Annotated in this window: 16 protein-coding genes and 1 pseudogene; 11 read left to right on the plus strand and 6 right to left on the minus strand. The window is 71.3% G+C overall.

Annotated features, from left to right (window positions below; translation table 11 throughout):
* Nucleotides 1-32 precede the first annotated feature (32 nt).
* The 4 genes and pseudogenes from ACQEXA_RS07015 (at nucleotide 33) to ACQEXA_RS07030 (ending at nucleotide 4019) form a co-directional block, all read left to right on the plus strand.
* The gene (locus ACQEXA_RS07015; protein ID WP_433129085.1) at nucleotides 33-983 is read left to right on the plus strand and encodes an LLM class F420-dependent oxidoreductase; all 951 of its coding nucleotides are present in this window, start codon (nucleotides 33-35) and stop codon (nucleotides 981-983) included.
* Nucleotides 984-1082: 99 nt separating this feature from the next.
* Nucleotides 1083-1172 (plus strand): annotated as a pseudogene (locus ACQEXA_RS07020) (FAD-dependent monooxygenase); the annotation flags it as partial.
* 125 nt (nucleotides 1173-1297) lie between these two features.
* Nucleotides 1298-2269 carry a 4-hydroxybenzoate 3-monooxygenase gene (locus tag ACQEXA_RS07025; RefSeq protein WP_433129087.1) on the plus strand — a complete coding sequence of 324 codons (972 nt, stop codon included), beginning with the start codon at nucleotides 1298-1300 and terminating at the stop codon, nucleotides 2267-2269.
* 163 nt (nucleotides 2270-2432) lie between these two features.
* Nucleotides 2433-4019, plus strand: a complete 1587-nt coding sequence (locus tag ACQEXA_RS07030) for a serine/threonine protein kinase (RefSeq protein ID WP_433129089.1) — start codon at nucleotides 2433-2435, stop codon at nucleotides 4017-4019.
* A gap of 126 nt (nucleotides 4020-4145) precedes the next feature.
* Here the strand turns inward: ACQEXA_RS07030 and tgmB are convergent, their stop codons facing one another.
* Together tgmB and tgmA are read right to left on the minus strand one after the other, a co-directional pair.
* Nucleotides 4146-5090, minus strand: a complete 945-nt coding sequence (gene tgmB / locus ACQEXA_RS07035) for an ATP-grasp ribosomal peptide maturase (protein ID WP_433129091.1) — start codon at nucleotides 5088-5090, stop codon at nucleotides 4146-4148.
* Nucleotides 5091-5104: 14 nt separating this feature from the next.
* Nucleotides 5105-5296, minus strand: a complete 192-nt coding sequence (gene tgmA / locus ACQEXA_RS07040; RefSeq protein WP_433129093.1) for a putative ATP-grasp-modified RiPP — start codon at nucleotides 5294-5296, stop codon at nucleotides 5105-5107.
* A gap of 246 nt (nucleotides 5297-5542) precedes the next feature.
* Between tgmA and ACQEXA_RS07045 the strand changes: the two genes are divergently transcribed.
* Nucleotides 5543-5830 carry a hypothetical protein gene (locus ACQEXA_RS07045; protein WP_432936109.1) on the plus strand — a complete coding sequence of 96 codons (288 nt, stop codon included), beginning with the start codon at nucleotides 5543-5545 and terminating at the stop codon, nucleotides 5828-5830.
* 53 nt (nucleotides 5831-5883) lie between these two features.
* On the opposite strand, the gene ACQEXA_RS07050 is transcribed toward ACQEXA_RS07045, so the two are convergent.
* Complete coding sequence (locus tag ACQEXA_RS07050) at nucleotides 5884-6468, minus strand: transposase (protein ID WP_433129095.1); 585 nt, start codon at nucleotides 6466-6468, stop codon at nucleotides 5884-5886.
* 161 nt (nucleotides 6469-6629) lie between these two features.
* On the opposite strand from ACQEXA_RS07050, the gene ACQEXA_RS07055 reads away from it, so the two are divergent.
* Nucleotides 6630-8792: a transposase gene (locus ACQEXA_RS07055; RefSeq protein ID WP_433129097.1), complete on the plus strand. Its 2163-nt coding sequence runs from the start codon at nucleotides 6630-6632 to the stop codon at nucleotides 8790-8792.
* An 81-nt stretch (nucleotides 8793-8873) separates the two neighbouring features.
* Here the strand turns inward: ACQEXA_RS07055 and ACQEXA_RS07060 are convergent, their stop codons facing one another.
* Nucleotides 8874-9857, minus strand: coding sequence for an aldo/keto reductase (locus ACQEXA_RS07060; RefSeq protein ID WP_433129099.1), 984 nt, complete (start codon nucleotides 9855-9857; stop codon nucleotides 8874-8876).
* A 142-nt stretch (nucleotides 9858-9999) separates the two neighbouring features.
* Here ACQEXA_RS07060 and ACQEXA_RS07065 point away from each other — a divergent pair, with 142 nt between their 5' ends.
* Complete coding sequence (locus ACQEXA_RS07065) at nucleotides 10000-10836, plus strand: hypothetical protein (RefSeq protein WP_433129101.1); 837 nt, start codon at nucleotides 10000-10002, stop codon at nucleotides 10834-10836.
* An 85-nt stretch (nucleotides 10837-10921) separates the two neighbouring features.
* Here the strand turns inward: ACQEXA_RS07065 and ACQEXA_RS07070 are convergent, their stop codons facing one another.
* Nucleotides 10922-11935 (minus strand): alpha/beta hydrolase, encoded by a 1014-nt coding sequence (locus tag ACQEXA_RS07070; RefSeq protein ID WP_433129103.1) that lies wholly within the window; start codon nucleotides 11933-11935, stop codon nucleotides 10922-10924.
* Nucleotides 11936-12182: 247 nt separating this feature from the next.
* The gene (locus tag ACQEXA_RS07075; protein ID WP_432936094.1) at nucleotides 12183-12569 is read right to left on the minus strand and encodes a hypothetical protein; all 387 of its coding nucleotides are present in this window, start codon (nucleotides 12567-12569) and stop codon (nucleotides 12183-12185) included.
* Between the two features lie 184 nt (nucleotides 12570-12753).
* Here ACQEXA_RS07075 and ACQEXA_RS07080 point away from each other — a divergent pair, with 184 nt between their 5' ends.
* The 4 genes from ACQEXA_RS07080 (at nucleotide 12754) to ACQEXA_RS07095 (ending at nucleotide 16280) form a co-directional block, all read left to right on the plus strand.
* On the plus strand, nucleotides 12754-13674 hold the full coding sequence (locus ACQEXA_RS07080) for a MurR/RpiR family transcriptional regulator (protein ID WP_432936092.1): 921 nt from the start codon (nucleotides 12754-12756) through the stop codon (nucleotides 13672-13674).
* Nucleotides 13675-14060: 386 nt separating this feature from the next.
* Complete coding sequence (locus ACQEXA_RS07085; protein WP_359397599.1) at nucleotides 14061-14447, plus strand: hypothetical protein; 387 nt, start codon at nucleotides 14061-14063, stop codon at nucleotides 14445-14447.
* Between the two features lie 125 nt (nucleotides 14448-14572).
* Nucleotides 14573-14878: a YkvA family protein gene (locus ACQEXA_RS07090; RefSeq protein WP_359397597.1), complete on the plus strand. Its 306-nt coding sequence runs from the start codon at nucleotides 14573-14575 to the stop codon at nucleotides 14876-14878.
* Between the two features lie 100 nt (nucleotides 14879-14978).
* Nucleotides 14979-16280 carry a CAP domain-containing protein gene (locus ACQEXA_RS07095; protein ID WP_433129106.1) on the plus strand — a complete coding sequence of 434 codons (1302 nt, stop codon included), beginning with the start codon at nucleotides 14979-14981 and terminating at the stop codon, nucleotides 16278-16280.
* The last annotated feature ends 12 nt before the right edge of the window (nucleotides 16281-16292 follow it).

Here is a 16292-nt window from a genome sequence, read left to right on the forward strand (position 1 = left end):
CCCGCCAAAACCGCGAAACTCAAGGCTACACGATGATGACCGAACAGGCGGGCCCGCGCGAACTCGTCGACCATGTGGTGCGGGCCGAGGAGGCGGGGTTCGACTTCTCCGTGACCTCGGACCACTACTTCCCGTGGCTGCGGGCCCAGGGGCACGCGCCGTACGCGTGGAGCGTGCTGGGCGCCGCCGCGCAGGCCACCTCGCGCATCCCACTGATGACCTACGTGACCTGCCCGACGTTCCGCTACCACCCGGCGGTGGTGGCCCAGAAGGCGGCGACGGTGCAACTGCTGTCGCAGGGCAGGTTCCGGCTGGGTCTCGGCGCCGGCGAGAATCTCAACGAGCATGTGGTGGGCGAGGGTTGGCCGTCCGTCGAGGTGCGGCACGAGATGCTGGAAGAGGCGGTCGGCATCATCCGCGAGCTGTTCGGCGGAGGCCATGTCAGTCGCCGGGGCACGTACTTCGGCGTGGACTCGGCGCGGCTTTGGGACCTGCCGGACGAGCCGCCGCCGATCGGCATCGCCGTCTCCGGGGAGCGGTCCTGCGCCCTGGCCGGCCATCTCGCCGACCTCGTCATCGCCGTCGAGCCGAAACGGGAACTGCTCACGGCATTCGACCGGCACGGCGGCGAGGGCAAACCCCGGGTGGGGCAGCTGCCGGTCTGCTACGACCGGGACCGGGAGGCCGCCGTCCGCCGCGCACACGAGCAGTTCCGCTGGTTCGGCGGTGGATGGAAGGTCAACTCCGAGCTGCCGCATCCGGATTCGTTCGACTCTGCCACCCGGTTCGTCAGGCCCGAGGACGTGGCCTCCTCGATCCCGTGCGGCGACGATCCCGCCGACTTCGTCGAGGCCGTACGGCCCTACGCCGAGGCTGGGTTCACAGAGATCGCGCTGGTGCAGGTGGGCGGCGACACCCAGCCCGAGTTCATCCGGTGGTCGGCGAAGGATCTGCTGCCGGCCCTGCGGGAGGCACTGCACTGACCCCAACGCGGGCGCTCCGACAGGGCGTTGACGTGATGTGGCCATAATGACCCGGTGATCGCCTCCCCACATCCGGCCGCCCCTCCGTCCGAGCAGCGCGTGCCCGTCGCCATCATCGGTGCGGGCCCGGCCGGGCTGACCCTGGCCAACGTCCTGAGAGACACCTCGGTGGACTGCGTCGTCCTGGAGTCCGAGAGCCGGGAGTTCATCGAACGGCGGCCCCGGGCGGGGTTCATCGAGGAGTGGGCGGTGCGGGCGCTGGAGCGGCACGGCTTGGCCGGGGGGCTGCTGGAGCGGGCCCAGAGGCACACCGAGTGCGAGTTCCGCCTCGGCGGCCGCGGCACCGGTTCCGTTACACGGAGATATCCGGGCATCACCACTTCGTCTATCCGCAACCGCTGCTCGTCACCGACCTGGTGCGGGAGTACGCGGACACCAAGGGCGGCGACATCCGGTTCGGAGTGCTGGATGTCGAGCTGCACGACATCGACACCGAGCACCCGTCGGTGTCGTACACCGATCCCGGCTCGGGCGAACGGCGGCGGATCGTCTGCGACGTGATCGCAGGGTGCGACGGCGCCCGCGGCGTGACCCGGGCCTCGCTGCCGCCGCAGCGCGCGCACGTCGCGCGGCTCGACTACGGGGTCGGCTGGCTCGCCCTCCTCGCCGAGTCGCCGCCTTCGTCGGACTGCGTCGTCTTCGGGGTCCATCCCCACGGGTTCGCGGCGCACATGGCCCGCAGCCCGCAGGTCACCCGCTACTACCTCCAGTGCCCGCCCGGCGACGACCCGCAGAACTGGCCGCACGAGCGTGTCTGGTCCGAGCTGCACGAACGGCTGTCCGTCTCGGACGGGGCGCCGCTGACCGAGGGGCGCCTGATCGAGAAGCGTGTCCTGGACATGCGCAACTACGTGGTCCAGCCCATGGTGCACGGACGGCTGTTCCTGGCCGGTGACGCCGCCCATCTCGTCGCCCCGATCGCCGCGAAGGGCATGAACCTCGCCCTGTACGACGCCCTGGTGCTCGTGGACGCGCTGATCACGTACTACCGCTCGGGCGACGCGGCCGGCCTGCGGGGCTATTCGGCCGCCTGCCTGCGCCGTGTGTGGGAGTACCAGGAGTTCTCCCAGTGGTTCGCCGAGTTGCTGCACGGACCGTCCTCGGGCGATCCGTTCCGCGCGGGCAACGCCACCGCCCGGCTGCGGCGGCTGTTCGACTCCCCGGTCGCGGCGGCCGCGTTCGCCGAGTCGTACATCGGCTCGGGCGGAGACAGTAACCGAGGGTAACTTACTGACGAGTAGACCACGGCGATGTTTTCGCACGTGTGAGCGGTGCAAGGGTAGTTGAAGAAAATCCCGTCGGTGGAAATCCCCTTTCTTTGAACACCCACCGTCACGCCCGCCGTACATCCCTGAAACGGGACAGTCCGGGGCGCAGCGAGGGATGACGATGGACCATGACCAGGTCTCCGCACGGGAGTTGATCGCAGGAAGATACCGGGCGCTCGAGGTCGCCCACGAGGAGGAGGGCCGGGCCGTCCGGCTCGGTGAGGACCTGGAGTTCGGGCGCCCCGTCACGCTCACCGCGTCCCGGCTCACGGCGCTGCGGCCCGAGGTCACTCCGCGCCGCACGGTCGCCCGGATCCTGCGTGAGTCGGAGGCCATGGAAGTGCTGTGCCCCGGCCGGGTCGCCACCGTCCTCGACGTCGTCGACGACAACGGTGTCCTGTGGACTGTGGCGGAGCGGATCCCGGGCACACCCCTCGGGGTGCTCCTGGCCCGCGGCCCGCTGAACTATGTGCGGGCCGCCCGCATCGGCCTCGGCATCCTCGATGTGCTGGAGGCCGCCCACCGCCGGGGGGTGACGCACGGCGACCTGAGCCCCGGGCAGGTGTTCGTCCAGGAGGGCGGAGGAGTCGTGGTGACGGGATTCGGGCTGATCGGCACGTCCGTCACCCAGCGGGTCACCGCGCCGACGTACGCCTCCCCCGAACAGGCGCGTGGTTCGAGCGCGGGCCCGGCGGCGGACCAGTGGGCACTGGGGGCGCTGCTGTACGCGATGGTGGAGGGACGTCCGCCGTTCAAGGACCGGGGCCCGGTCGAGGCGACGATGCGCGCCGTGGACCGGCTGCCACTGCGCGCCCCCACGAACGCCGGCCCGCTCGCCCCGGCCGTCACGGGGCTGCTGCGGCGCGACGCCCTGGAACGGGTGCCGGAGCCTGTGGTGCGCGCATCGCTGACGCGCATCGTGAACGACGACTTCGACGCGACCGCTGCGGAGACGCTGATGCCGCGCTTCCAGGGCGCGTGGCAGTTCGCCCACCGGGCCGGGCGGGCGTGGGGCACGCCGGTGGTGCGCCGGTCGGTGCTGGCGGGCGCGGGCCTCATGGTCGTCGCCTCGTCGGTCGCCGTCCTCGTCGCGGCGGGCCAATCGGACGGCGGCCGTACGTCCGCGTCCGGTACCCAGCCGTCCCGCTCCGGCGCGCCCTCCGCCTCGGCCGACCGCACCGGTCGCAACACGCCTCCGCCCGCGACGGCTCCGGCTCCCTCCTCCGGCACCACCCGGGACCCGAACGCCGGCTTCACCCCCTACGCCGCGCCCGAGGGCTTCTCCATCCTCCTGCCGCAGGGATGGCAGCGCGTCAACACGCAGAGCGCCGCCGAGGGCACCTACCGCGCGACGTTCGGGACGAGCGGGGACCCGCGCACGCTGACGGTCACCTCCGGCGTGCGACTCGGTCCGGACCCGGTCGCGATCTGGGAGGCCCTGGAGCCGTCCCTCAAGGACACCTACACCGGCTACACACGGGTGGGCGACATCAGACCCGTCACCTACCAGGGCCGCAAGGGCGCCGACATGGAGTGGCTGTCCACGGTGGACGGCGTCCGGGTGCACACCTTCGGCCGGGGCTTTCTGACCGGCGACGACCGGGGCTACTCGCTGCGCTGGACGACCCCGGTCGCCGACGCAGGGAACGCGGAGAACCAGCGGGCGCTCGACGTGTTCCTGCGGACCTTCCGCCCCATGCCGTCCTGACGGCGCGCCAGATCACCGGAAGAGGGGCATCCGCAGCCCGGTCCGCGCCCCCGTGCGGACCGGACCGCGGATGGGGTGACGGCCTGATTCAGGCCACCACCGGACGCCGGCGGCTCACCGGCGGCTCTAGGACACGCGACGGTCCGTCGTGCGTTGCGCCAGCCACAACCCCACCGCCTCCGCGATCGGCTGTCCGGTCTGCAGTTCCACGAAGCCGAACTGCCCGCCCTGGTTGCACTCCAGGAACCACCACAGCCCGTCCTCGTCCTCCGCGAAGTCGAAGGCGGCGTAGGCGAGTCCCGCCAGCGCCAGATACGCGTGGACGGACTTCACGATGCGGTCGGGCACCACCGTGCTCTCCCAGGTGTAGCCGGTGTCGCCGTACCGGCCGTCGACCTGCCCGGGCGCGGTCCTCTTGCGGGCACCGAAGAGACGGGGGCCGACGCAGGTCAGGCGGATGTCGGCGCGCTTGGGGATGTAGCGCTGCAGCAGGGCGGGACCGGCCGCGACGGCGGAGAAGTCGGCGTCGGGTCCGATGCGCGTGGTGGGCAGCGCCAGCGCCGGGTCCTCGGGCGGCGGTCCCGAGGCCGCCTTCACGACGACGTCCCGGTACTCCTCGGCGAACTGCTTGGCCACGCGCGGCGCGGTCGTGATCACGGTCGGCGGGACGGCGAAGTCGCTGAGGTGGGCGATCCGCAGCTGCCACGGTTTGTGGCGGGCCTGCTCGGCGTTGCGCGGGTGGTTCATCCACCGCGTCGAGGCCGAGTACAGCATGCCGTACAGCGCCTGACGGGTCTCCGCCGTCAGCCACGCCGAGGACCGGGCGGCGTGCGCGGCCGGTTCACCGGGCCGGCGCACCCACACCGAACGCAGGCCCGCCATGCTCAGGACGTGCCCGTTGACCGAGAGGTGGCCGTCGAAGTCGCCGTGGGCGTAGTCGGCGGACAGCACCACCTTGCCGGGCACGTCGGCCGGGTCCAGGCGCACCACGGGAACACCCCGCTCGTCCAGCACGGCCACCACCATGTCGGCGGTCACGTCCTCCTCGGACGTAAGGATGAGGACCGTCATGCGCGTACGGGCCGTCAGTCGTCGAAGTGCGTCTGGGAGCCGGCGGTGGACGTCGTCGTGCCGGCCGCCAGCAGCAGCGCGCGGTCGCTCACGGCGGGACGGCCGTCGGGGAGCACGTTCAACTGCCGGGAGGAGTCGAAACGGTACGGCGTCACCACAGCCGGAAGCCCTCTGGGCCGGGCATAGTTGAGAGTGAACGGTCGCACGGGAAACCTCCGCGTTCTTGAGGCGGCTCTTCCCAACCCCTTACGCATTCCTCGCGTAAGGAATTCATCACTTTCCGCCACATCAGGGTGAAGGTCGTCACATCGGCGGCGGACAACCGGCCGGTGCGGCAGGGCGTCCCACAAGCCGGATGCACGTTGTCAGTGCCCTCGGCAACAATGCGGGTAGAGATCATCTTGTCCCCGGACAAGACACCGTCCGCCCGTGCCCCGAAAGGCTGACCGACCATGACGCGCCCTCGGCTCAGTTCCCGTGCTGCCGAAGTGCTGCGCCTGATCACCGACGAGCGCGCCCCGGTCTTCCTCACGGTGCAGGGCAACGGGCGTCGGCGCTGGGGCTGTTGGCGGTCCGGGAGCCGTCCTGTGGCGCTGCCCACCGACGAGTGCGACGCGCTGTACGCCGCCGGACGGATCGTGCTCGGCGACCCGGTCGTCGACCGGGCCAAGACCATGTACCGGGTGCGGGCCGCCGCGCGGGGAGCGTCCCGCTCGGCACGCTCCGCGCTGACGGCCTAAGAGCTATCACGTAATGCGGGTCGGGGCGTGTCTCACTTCTGGGAGTGCTTCGTTTACCGGATGTCGATCTTGAGGTTGTGGAGTGCGGCGACGCCGGCGACGGCGTGGTTGATCGCGTTGCCGCGGCGTCTGCATTGGCGGAGGATCTGGTGGTCTTTGAGTCGGGCGATGGTGTGTTCGGCGACGGCCCGCCGTTTGCGGAACCGGCGGTAGGCGCGGTCTTTGATGATGCGACCGTCGACCCCGCGGCGTGGTGTGCGGATGCGGTCGCATCCGCGGTAGCCGCCGTCACCGGACAGGCGGGGATGATCAGGGAGTGTTTTCTGGAGGGTTTCGCGGAAGACGACCACATCGTTGCGGTTGCCCGGCCAGGCGTCTTTGACGGCGACGACGCGGCGGTCGCGGGCTCTGCAGACGATCTGCACGTTGACGCTGCGCCGGTAGTTCTTGCTCTTCGCTGTGCGTTGCTGGTCGTGGACGGGGATGAGTGTGCCGTCGACCACCCACAATTCCCGCCGGTCGGTGGGCGGTGGCCCGAGGAGTTCGGCGAGCGGTGCGGCCAGCCGAGAAATGACCCGGTGGGCGGCCGCGTGGGAGATGCCGAAGAGGGAGCCGATCGGACGAGGTGCAGTGGGCAAGACGCAGGCGCATGACGGCCATCGCAGAGACCGAAGTCCTCTTGTGAGACGGGGCGTTGTCAGTGGGCTCTTGTAGCTTTGGTGTTGGTTGCCGCACTGGTCAAACTGCGGGCAGGTGACGTCGTCGTTGGGCGTGAGTCAAAGAAGGAGGTGGAGCATTGGTGAGCACAGCATTGGGCAAGCCCGTGTCCGCCTCCGGCGGTGCGCCTCCTGCCCGCCGGTTCCGGGGCAAGAACAAGGGGAAGCGCTGGACGCGGGATAAGGACACCGAGCTTGCGGTGATCCGCCTCCCGCTGGATGTCCACGAGCCTGATACCCGGCACCGGACCGAGGACCTGTTCTCGGCGATGTGGTCGATCAAGCGGGCCTTGCAGCGTGATGCGCGGGACGCGGTCGATGCGTACTGGGCCGGTGATGTCCGCCGCGAAGTGGACGCGAAAGCGTGGCGGCTGGAACTCGGTCTGTCCCGGGAAGGGATGGAACGCCGCGCCTACCGGCACATGGAACACTCGAAACACCTTGCCCATCACGTCACCAAAGCTTTGGTGATGCACCAGGCGGATGAGGTGTTCGAGACGTCGGTGAGCCGGCATTTGTTCCCGGATGCCTCCGGCCGCAGGCACGGCCGGCCCCGCGTGGGCCGGTGGTGGGACTACACCCGCATCCCCGGCCGCGCCCGCTCCCACACCACCTCGCGGACATGGGAAACCTTCCGGCTCCACGGCACCCTCGCCGGGCACCTGGACACCTACCGCCATCGCAGCCTCGACCGCACGTTCCTCACCCCGGAGCAGGTCGCCGCGCTCCCTGCAGGGATCGGGGTGCTCGAGCAGCCGCGGCACCTGCCCAAGCCTGCGCGCCCTTCGGGACGCGTTCAGACGGGCGAGGTGACGGCGAAGAACACGCCGAAGACGCGGGCCGCCACGTGGTGGGATCACACCGGACCTTTGGCCGTCGTGTTCACCGGCGGAGCGGATTCCCGCCGCGGCGACCTGGTCCTGCCCGTCCGCCTGCCGTCGGGTTCGGGCCGCTGGCCGCGTCTGCTGCACTTCCTGACCAACCCCGACACCTGGCACAAGATCGACCTCGTGCGCCGCCGCGACACCTCGGCGCCGGGCGGATGGGCGTACCAAGCCCACCTGACGGTCCTGACCGGCGGCTACGCATCCCCCACCACAAAGGCCCGGCGCGCAGGGGCGGCCGCACTCGAGCGGGTCGGCGGCATCGACGGCAACGTCTCCAACCTCTCCATCGTCTCCTTCCCGAACACCTTCGACCCCGCCGACGGTGGCGTGGAGGCAACCCGGATAGAGCCGTCCGATGAGGAACTCGCCGCACTGGCGAAAGCCCGCCGCAAAGACCGCGGCCGCAAGCGCGCCCTCGACCGCTCCCGCCGAGCCTCCAACCCCGCCCAGTACCAGCCGTCGAAACGGCAGCAGGACCGGGCCGAACGCCGCCAGGCCGCACGCCTGCCCGCCCGGGCCGTCGAAACGCCCTGCGGGGCAAGGGCAGCGAACAAGGCTGGAGTGCCCAAGCACGCGTACCGCCGCGACAGCCTGTCAGCCGGCTACCGGCTCAACCGGGCCCGGCTCGCCGAAGCCGCCGCCACCGCCGCGGCGGCCAAAGACCACCGCGCCCGCCGCATCGCCACAGCCATCACCACTCACCACGGCGCCAACCTGATCGTCGAGGACTGCGACATCCGCACCTGGTACCGCCGGTGGGGCAAAGCCCTGCAGGCCACCACACCCGGCCGGCTCATAGCTGCCATCGGCCGGGAGTGTGAGAAGACCGGCGGGCGGATGCTCCGAGGCTCCACCTTCACCACCAAACTCTCCCAGGCCTGCTTCTGCGGCGAACGCGTTCCCAAAACCCTCGCCGACCGCATCCACACCTGCCCCACGTGCGGGCTCGTCGGCGACAGGGACAAAATCTCCGCCGCGCTCTGCGCCCACGTCCACCTCGCTGATCCGGACGACCCAAGCACCGCACGCCTGGACATAGTCCAGGCGCACCACACACAGATCATGTTCCATGAAGGGCTGCAAGAAGCCCTGTCGAGTCAACCGCAGCGCGGTGACCGCCCCACCCGGGGCCGCACCCACGCGGCAGCCCACAAGCCGGAAGTTTCCGGCCGCGGGCCTCTGCTCGACAAAACACCACCACCCGGTACCGCACTTACCCCGAATGAGACCCGACCCGCGAACGAGCGGCACAAGGCCCACGTCGGAACAGCCGGCTGCACGGAGCTGACACGCCACCCAGGCGCGCCAGCTCCGTACAGACATCGGGTGGACATCACCTCATTACGTGATGACTCTTAGCGGGCTGACTGTCTGACGGCTCCGGCATGCTGACGGTCCGTCCGGCCGGGACGGACCGCCGCGCGGTCGCCTTCCCGGTGCCTACCAGCGGCCCTCGACCTGCTCCTTGATCCGCCGGTCGTACAGCTCCCGGACGGCGTCGAGCGTCTCCTGCGGGAGCGACGGCATCTTGGCGACCGCCGCGTTGGCGCGAGCCTGGTCCGCGGACCGGGCACCGGGGATCACCGTGGTCACCCCGGGCTGCTGGACGATCCAGGCGAGCGCCAGCTGGGCCGGGGTGAAGCCCTCAGGGGCGAGCGCCGCGAACTCGGCCGCCGCCTCCACACCCGTCCCGAAGTCGACGCCGGAGAACGTCTCGCCCTGGTCGAAGGCCTCGCCGTGCCGGTTGTAGGAGCGGTGGTCGTTGGCGGCGAAGACCGTGTCCTTCGTGTACTTGCCCGACAGCAGGCCGGAGGCCAGCGGCACCCGCGCGATGATGCCCACGCCGGCCTCCTGTGCGGCCGGGAGGACCTTGCGCAACGGCTTCATCCGGAACGGGTTGAGGATGATCTGCACGCTCGCCACGTTCGGGCGGGCGATCGCGGTCAGCGCCTCGTCACAGGTCTCCACACTCACGCCGTAGGCGGCGATCCGGCCCTCCTCGACCAGTGTGTCGAGGGCGTCGTACACCTCGTCGGAGGAGTAGACGGGCGTCGGCGGGCAGTGCAGCTGGACCAGGTCGATGCGGTCGACGCCGAGGTTGCGCCGGGAACGGTCGTTCCAGGCACGGAAGTTGTCCAGGACGTAGTTCTGCGGGATCTGGTCGAGGCGGCGGCCCATCTTGGTCGCCACCATCACATGCAGATCCGGCCTGCCGAGCAGGAAGGCCGCGATGGTCTGCTCGCTGCGTCCGTCCCCGTACACGTCCGCGGTGTCGAAGAAGGTCACGCCCGACTCGGCCGCCGACTCCAGCACCTCGTGGGCGTCCTTGTCGTCGACGTCGCCCCAGTCCGCGCCCAGTTGCCAGGTACCCAGGCCGATGACCGACGCGTGCTGTCCCAACCTGCGGAATTCTCGCTCTTCCATACGGCCAGTTTGTCATCCGCACTCGCCCGGGAACGGAATACCCCGTCCTGCGCGCCGCCAGGGGGACGCGATCACCGGCCGGCTCCGGCGCGGCCACTCGCGCCGACTAGATTGATGGCCGCCGACCGAGGAGAAGCCAGCCATGCCCGCCCGCCCCCGCCTCCTGTACGTGACCGACCTGGCCTACGAGGCCCGGGGCCGGCGTTACTGCGACGAGGACATCGCGCTCTCCTCCCGGTTGCGCGCGGACTTCGACATCGCCCTGTGCCATCCGCTGGACGCGGAGGCGCTGATGGACGGCTACGACGCCGTCGTGGTGCGCAACAGCGGACCGGTGCTGCACTACCAGGAGCAGTACGACTCCTTCCGCGCCCGGGCCGCGGCATGCGAGACCCGTGTGTACAACCCGCTGACCGGACAGGCCGACATGGCCGGCAAGCAGTACCTGCTCGACCTGACCGCCGCCGGGTACCCGGTCATACCCACCGCCGACCGGCCCGAGGACCTGGTCCGGCTGCCCGCGAGCGATCTGTACGCGGTCAAGCCCAAGGCCGGCGCGGACTCCATCGGTCTGGAGTTCCTGCCATCCGACCGGCTCGGGACCCTGTCCTGGGGCGACGTCCTGGTCCAGCCGCGCATCGACTTCCGCTACGAGGTGTCGTTCTACTACGTCGACGACGCCTTCCAGTACGCGCTCCACGCCCCGGATCCCGGCCGCCGCTGGGATCTCGTGCCCTACGAGCCCACGGTCGCCGACCTGGCCTTCGCCCGGCGCTTCATCGACTGGAACACCCTCGAGCACGGCATACAGCGTGTGGACGCCTGCCGCACCCGGGAGGGGGATCTCCTGCTGGTCGAGCTGGAGGACCTCAACCCCTACCTGTCCCTCGACCTCGTCCACGCCGAGACCCGTGACGCCTTCGTCGCGGCGATGACGGCCTCGCTCCACGGGTGTCTGCGGACGGAGTCCCGCGTCTGAGGTCCTCTCCCGACCGCCGTACCGGGACGGTCGGCCGGCGGCGGGCAGTGCGGGGCACGCCCTTCGGGGCGGGCCCCGGTCCGGGTCAGGCGCGCAGCAGGCGTCGCAGCCAGCGCGCACGGGCCGTCCGGGCCTCCTGAGAAAGCCGGGCCTGCGGGGCGAAGCCGTCGAAGCCGTGGAAGCCGCCCGGCCACACATGGAGTTCGGCGACCCCGCCCGCCTGCCAGATCCCGGTGGCGTAGGCGACGTCCTCGTCCCGGAACGTCTCCGCCGAGCCGACGTCGATGAAGGCGGGCGGCAGGCCCGACAGATCGTTGGCGCGGGCCGGGGCGGCGTACGGTGAGACGTCCGGGCCGCCGCGGGTGTCGCCGAGCAGCGCGCCCCAGCCGGTCGCGTTGGCGGTGCGGTCCCACGCTCCGTGCCCCGCCATCTGGCGGGCGGAGTACGAGTCGTTGCGGTCGTCGAGCATCGGGCACAGCAGCATCTGGCCGAAGAGGGCGGGACCGCCGCGGTCCCTTGCGAGCAGAGCCAGTGCCGCGGTGAGGCCCCCGCCCGCGCTGCTGCCGGCGACGACGATCCGTTCGGGGTCGACGCCGAGTTCCTTCGCCTGCCCGGCCGTCCACACCAGTCCGGCGTAGCAGTCCTCGACCGGGGCCGGGTGCGGATGCTCCGGGGCCAGCCGGTATTCCACGGAGACCACGACGAGCCCCAGCTCCTCGGCCAGGTCGAGCATCTCGTCGACGCCCATCCGGTTGTTGCCGACGATCATTCCGCCGCCGTGCGTGTGGTAGACGGCCGGCAGGGGGGCGCTCGCAGGGGCGGGCCGGCAGATGAGCAGGGAGACCTCCGGCGCACCGGCCGGGCCGGGCACCGTCCGTTCCTCCACCTCGAAGGCGCCGCCGCGGCGCAGGTGGTCGTCCGTGGGCGGCGGCAGGAGCATGCTCGCGCGGACCTCGGGGATCGCCTCGGGCGGGAAGCCCGGTGGCAGCGCTTCCGGAGTGAGGTCCAAAGCCGCCGCCAGCTCCGGATCGAAGGGCGGAGGAGGAAGGACCGGACCGTCGTCCGCGGCTGCGGAGGAGACCCCCGGCTCGGCGGTCATGGCTGCTCCTCGCGTCGTGGCCAGGCCCCTGCGGCCGGTGCGTTCACGGTGCCCACGGGGCCGTCGTCCCGGTATACGCTGTGCGCGGGAGTCCCTCGCCGCACAGCGGGAACCCGACGACCCTCCGGGTCTGTACCCCGGCGGCCTTCGTCCATGACACCTGTCGTCCGCTCGCAGCCGGCCGCGAGGGCGCCGGCCCCGCCCTGACGGAAGTGCGTTCCCGGCGGACCGGGGCCGGCTCGCCTTCTCAGGCGTGTGCCAGGCTCTCCAGACGCAGCTCTACGTCGACCTCCTGGTCGCCGGCGACCACGCCCAGCTGGTGGACGTCGTACATCGCGTCCAGCGCTTGACGGAGTCGCTCCACCGCCAGGGGCTCGCCCTGGACTTCGAGCTTCACGGGGCCCGAGAGGGAAGGCGGCGACATCTGCTCGGAGGGGCCCGAGGTGGCCGATGTGTCGAACGTCCCGGTCCACATCGTGGGCCTGGACCCTTCGGTCTCATGAGGCACGTCCTCGGCACTGCGGTCCGAGCCGAAGCGCCGGCACAGTTCGGCGAACAGCCTTCCGGCGTCCGACGCCGAGCAGTCGCTGACCACCACTTCGACCTGTGGTGCGTGGGCTACGGGCGAGTTCACGGCCGCTCCTCTCCTTCGCTGACCGACGCGGGTACCCCACCCCCGACACCCCCATGCACGACGGTACGGCCGAAGCGGCGGGCGCGCCTGTCGGAGCCGCGTCCGCCCTGGTGGAGACAAGGCCCCTGGTCAGCGCCGCGGGTGAGCTATGTTGAGGTTCCCGGGACATGAAGGAGGCGGTCCGGTGTCGTCCCCGCAGAAGGCACGCGCGCAGGCGGCTGCGATCACTGCGGGCAAGACGGTCCCGGAGGCAGGCGCTTCCCCGACGTCCCAGCTCAGAGAGTTGTTCGACGGTCCTCGGCTGTCCCCCGGGCATCGCCGGATCGCCCAGTATCTGATCGAGCACATCACCGAGGCCGCCTTCCTGTCGATCACCGATCTCGCCGAGCGGGCGGGGGTCAGCCAGCCCTCGGTGACCCGTTTCGCCGCGGCCGTGGGCTTCAGCGGCTACCCGGCGCTGCGGGAGAAACTCCAGTCCATCGCCCTCAGCACACTGGGCAGCCCTGGTACGCCGCCGGAGTCCCGCAGCAACGAACTGCAGGCGGCCGTGGACGCCGAGATCGAGAACCTGGAGAACCTGCGCAGGGACTTCGCCGATCCCGACGAGGTGATCCGGGTCGGTCGCGCGCTGTCGGAGTCGACGCCGCTGACCGTGATGGGGCTGAGGATCTCCGGATCGCTCGCCGAGTACTTCGCATACGGGGCCCGGCGCATCCACCCGGACGTGCGGCTGGTGACACGCGGGGGCACGGTGGCCTACGACGCGCTGCTGCAGTCCCGCGAGGCAGGCGGTACCTGGGTGCTGGCTTTCGGGATGCCCAGGCACGCCCAGGAGACCCTGACCGCGGTGCAGGTGGCACGCACCGCGGGGCTCAAGGTCGCGCTGATCACGGATCTGGGGCTGGGGCCGCTGGCCGACGAGGCCGACGTCGTCTTCGCCACGGGCACCGGGTCGCGCCTGGTCTTCGACTCGTACGCCGCGCCCGGCCTGATCGCCGCGGCCCTCCTGCAGGCCATGACGGACGCCGACCCGGAGCGGACGCAGGCCCGCCTCGAGGAGTACGAGCAGATCGCCGACCAGCACCAGTTCTTCCTCAAGGACTGACCCGCCTCTGCCTCGAGGACCGGCTTACCGGGGATGGCGTCCGCGCTCCGTGCGGCTCCTTGTCCCGGCCTCCTCTTGCACAGAAGGCCCGCAGTCCGCCTCGGCTCGATCACAAGACGGGATCGTTCTCCACAAATCCTGGGTGAATTTTTTCATGTCCTTGCGTACCCAGCGGTATATATAAATACTGCTCGCGGATCGTGACCCGGACCCCCGGGCCACGCCGTACGGACTCCCGGGCGTCCGCTCCTACCCACGGACTCCTGGTGTCCGGCCGGGCCCCGCTGCGCGGGCGTCCATGGCGGCGGCTCCGGTCCTCCCCTAGGCCGGGGCCGCCCCCAAGTCGCCGTACCACCCTGAGCCGACGTGACCCGGAAGCGAAGATCATGGCCTTGACGACGTACTCGCCGATCAGCTCGGACTGGCCGTGCCAGGTCAAGACACCCGGTAGCTACGACTGGGAGCGTTCGGCAGCCAAGTGGCTGCGCGACCTCGTACCGGCGCGCTACGCCAGCTATCCGGCCCTGATCCGCCATCCGGTCCTGCTCGCCCGGCACGCCCAGATCCAGGTGCAGCAGGAGGTGCGGGTGGCCCGGACGGCGCTGCAGACGGCCCGCGCCGAGCTGCCCGCTCTGGGTCTGCCCGAGTCGGTCATCGAGCACACCATCAGGCTGTACGCCGCCGAGATCATGCAGCTCCAGCACATCGCGCGCAGCGTACGGGCGGTCAGCCAGGCGCTGCTGGAGAGCAGTTCCACCCGCGCCGGTCACTGAGGGCACGGCGCCGCGCCCCGCCTTCCGCATCCGTGCGGGGCATTGTGCACCGGCGCGGGCACTGCCCGCCGCGAAGCCGGGCATCCGTAGCATGGGACGACTCCTACGGATGCCCGGAGCTGTACATGGACTCCACCACCTGGATCCTGATCGCCGCCGTCGCGCTCCTCGCGGCGGTGGTGCTCGGCGTGGCGCTCGCCCTGCTGCGGCGACTGGTCCGCACCCGTCGTGATCTGCGCCGGGCCGGACTGCCCACAGGGCCCCGCTGGGTCTTCTGGGGTGCGGTCCTGTACTTGGTGCTGCCCACCGATCTGCTGCCCGATCCCGTCTATCTGGACGACATCGGCGTGCTGCTGCTCGCCCTCAGGTCGATGCGTGCCGCCGTTCCGGTGCGGGAACCCGGGCGCGGCGGCGGCGCGTTGTCCGACTGACGGGCGGCGGCCGCGCGGCGGCGGCGCGTTGTCCGACTGACGGGCGGCGGCCGCGCGGCCGCACGCGTCCTGGCAGCGGCACGGACGAGCGGACGGCACGATGAACGAGCTGGTTCCCGGGGGCAATCTGGCCCTCCCGGACGGCACCCTGACGCTCCGGGTGCCGGGACCCTTCGACGTTTCCGCGCTCGTCACCGACGCCGGCGGAAAGGTGCGTGGCGACGCCGACTTCGTGTTCTACAACCAGCCGTCCGCGCCGGGCGTCCGGCTGCTCGACGGGGAACTGAGCGTCCGCCCCGCCGGGTTCAGGGCCGGAGCCGAACGCGTCACCGTGGTGGTCAGTCCCGCCGACCCGTCCCTGTCCCTGAGCGCCCTGCCCGCCCCCACGCTGTACGTCGCAGGAACCGGTGGCCGCGCCGTCGCCCGCTTCACCCCGCCACGCCCGCGGCAGGAGACCGTCCTGCTGCTCGCCGAGCTCTACCGCCGGGGCGCGGGCTGGAAGCTGCGCGCGCTGGGGCAGGGCTATGCGGACGGTCTGGCGGGCGTGGCCCGGGACTTCGGCGTGGACGTGGCGAACGACCCGGCACCGGCATCTCCCCTCGCCCCCGCGCCGATGCCGTTGCCGCCTCCCGACGGCTTCCTGGCCCTGGTCAACTCGGCCCGCGCCCGGACCGGTTCACCTGCCATCTCGCTCGACGCGCGACTCACGGCGGCGGCGCACGCGCACGCCGCGGGGATGGCCGCCCGTGGCGCTCTGGCCGGCGAGAGCGCGGACGGCGTCTCCGTGCACCAGCGCATCACCGCGACCGGGTACGCGTATCTGACGGTCGGCGAGCACCTGGTCTCCGGTCCGCGCGACCCGGCCGAGTTCGTGGACTACTGCCTCGGCGACGAGCGGTCGCGCCGTACCCTGTGCGAGCCCGCGTTCACCCAGGCAGGTGTGGCGTGCGTTCCCGGTCCGCGCTCGGGCGACCTGTACTGGACGGCGCTGTGGGCCCGGCCCTTCTCGGCTGCCGGGCTGGTGCGGACGGCCGAGGAGGTGACCGCGCTGACCAACGCGGAACGGGCCACGGCCGGTCTGCCGCCGCTCGCGGCCGATCCCCTACTCTCCGCCGCGGCTCAGGCGCACAGCGCGGACATGGTGGCCCGGGCGTTCTACGCCCACACCTCCCCCGACGGCCGCGAGCCCTGGGACCGCGCCGCAGCCGCGGGCTCCCGCCACCGCACGATCGGCGAGAACATAGCGTGCGGCCAGCGCTCCCCCGCCGAGGTCGTGCGCGGCTGGATGGACAGCCCGGGTCACCGGGCCAACATCGTCAAGCCAGCCTTCACCCACATCGGCGTCGGTTTCGTGGGCGGCGGCCAGGCGGGAACGTACTGGACACAGCTGTTCGGCGGCTGACAGCGCCCTGCG

It is taken from the genome of Streptomyces sp. CA-106110, from assembly GCF_050936285.1.
Taxonomy (GTDB): domain Bacteria; phylum Actinomycetota; class Actinomycetes; order Streptomycetales; family Streptomycetaceae; genus Streptomyces.

Excerpts from the sequence above, each read along its gene's own strand:
- ACQEXA_RS07065 (WP_433129101.1), top strand. The coding sequence starts at position 10,000 with ATGCCCGCCCGCCCCCGCCTCCTGTACGTGACCGACCTGGCCTACGAG.
- ACQEXA_RS07045 (WP_432936109.1), top strand. The coding sequence starts at position 5,543 with ATGACGCGCCCTCGGCTCAGTTCCCGTGCTGCCGAAGTGCTGCGCCTG.
- ACQEXA_RS07030 (WP_433129089.1), top strand. The coding sequence starts at position 2,433 with ATGGACCATGACCAGGTCTCCGCACGGGAGTTGATCGCAGGAAGATAC.
- ACQEXA_RS07085 (WP_359397599.1), top strand. The coding sequence starts at position 14,061 with ATGGCCTTGACGACGTACTCGCCGATCAGCTCGGACTGGCCGTGCCAG.
- ACQEXA_RS07015 (WP_433129085.1), top strand. The coding sequence starts at position 33 with ATGATGACCGAACAGGCGGGCCCGCGCGAACTCGTCGACCATGTGGTG.
- ACQEXA_RS07095 (WP_433129106.1), top strand. The coding sequence starts at position 14,979 with ATGAACGAGCTGGTTCCCGGGGGCAATCTGGCCCTCCCGGACGGCACC.
- ACQEXA_RS07070 (WP_433129103.1), bottom strand. The coding sequence starts at position 11,935 with ATGACCGCCGAGCCGGGGGTCTCCTCCGCAGCCGCGGACGACGGTCCG.
- ACQEXA_RS07060 (WP_433129099.1), bottom strand. The coding sequence starts at position 9,857 with ATGGAAGAGCGAGAATTCCGCAGGTTGGGACAGCACGCGTCGGTCATC.
- ACQEXA_RS07090 (WP_359397597.1), top strand. The coding sequence starts at position 14,573 with ATGGACTCCACCACCTGGATCCTGATCGCCGCCGTCGCGCTCCTCGCG.
- tgmB (WP_433129091.1), bottom strand. The coding sequence starts at position 5,090 with ATGACGGTCCTCATCCTTACGTCCGAGGAGGACGTGACCGCCGACATG.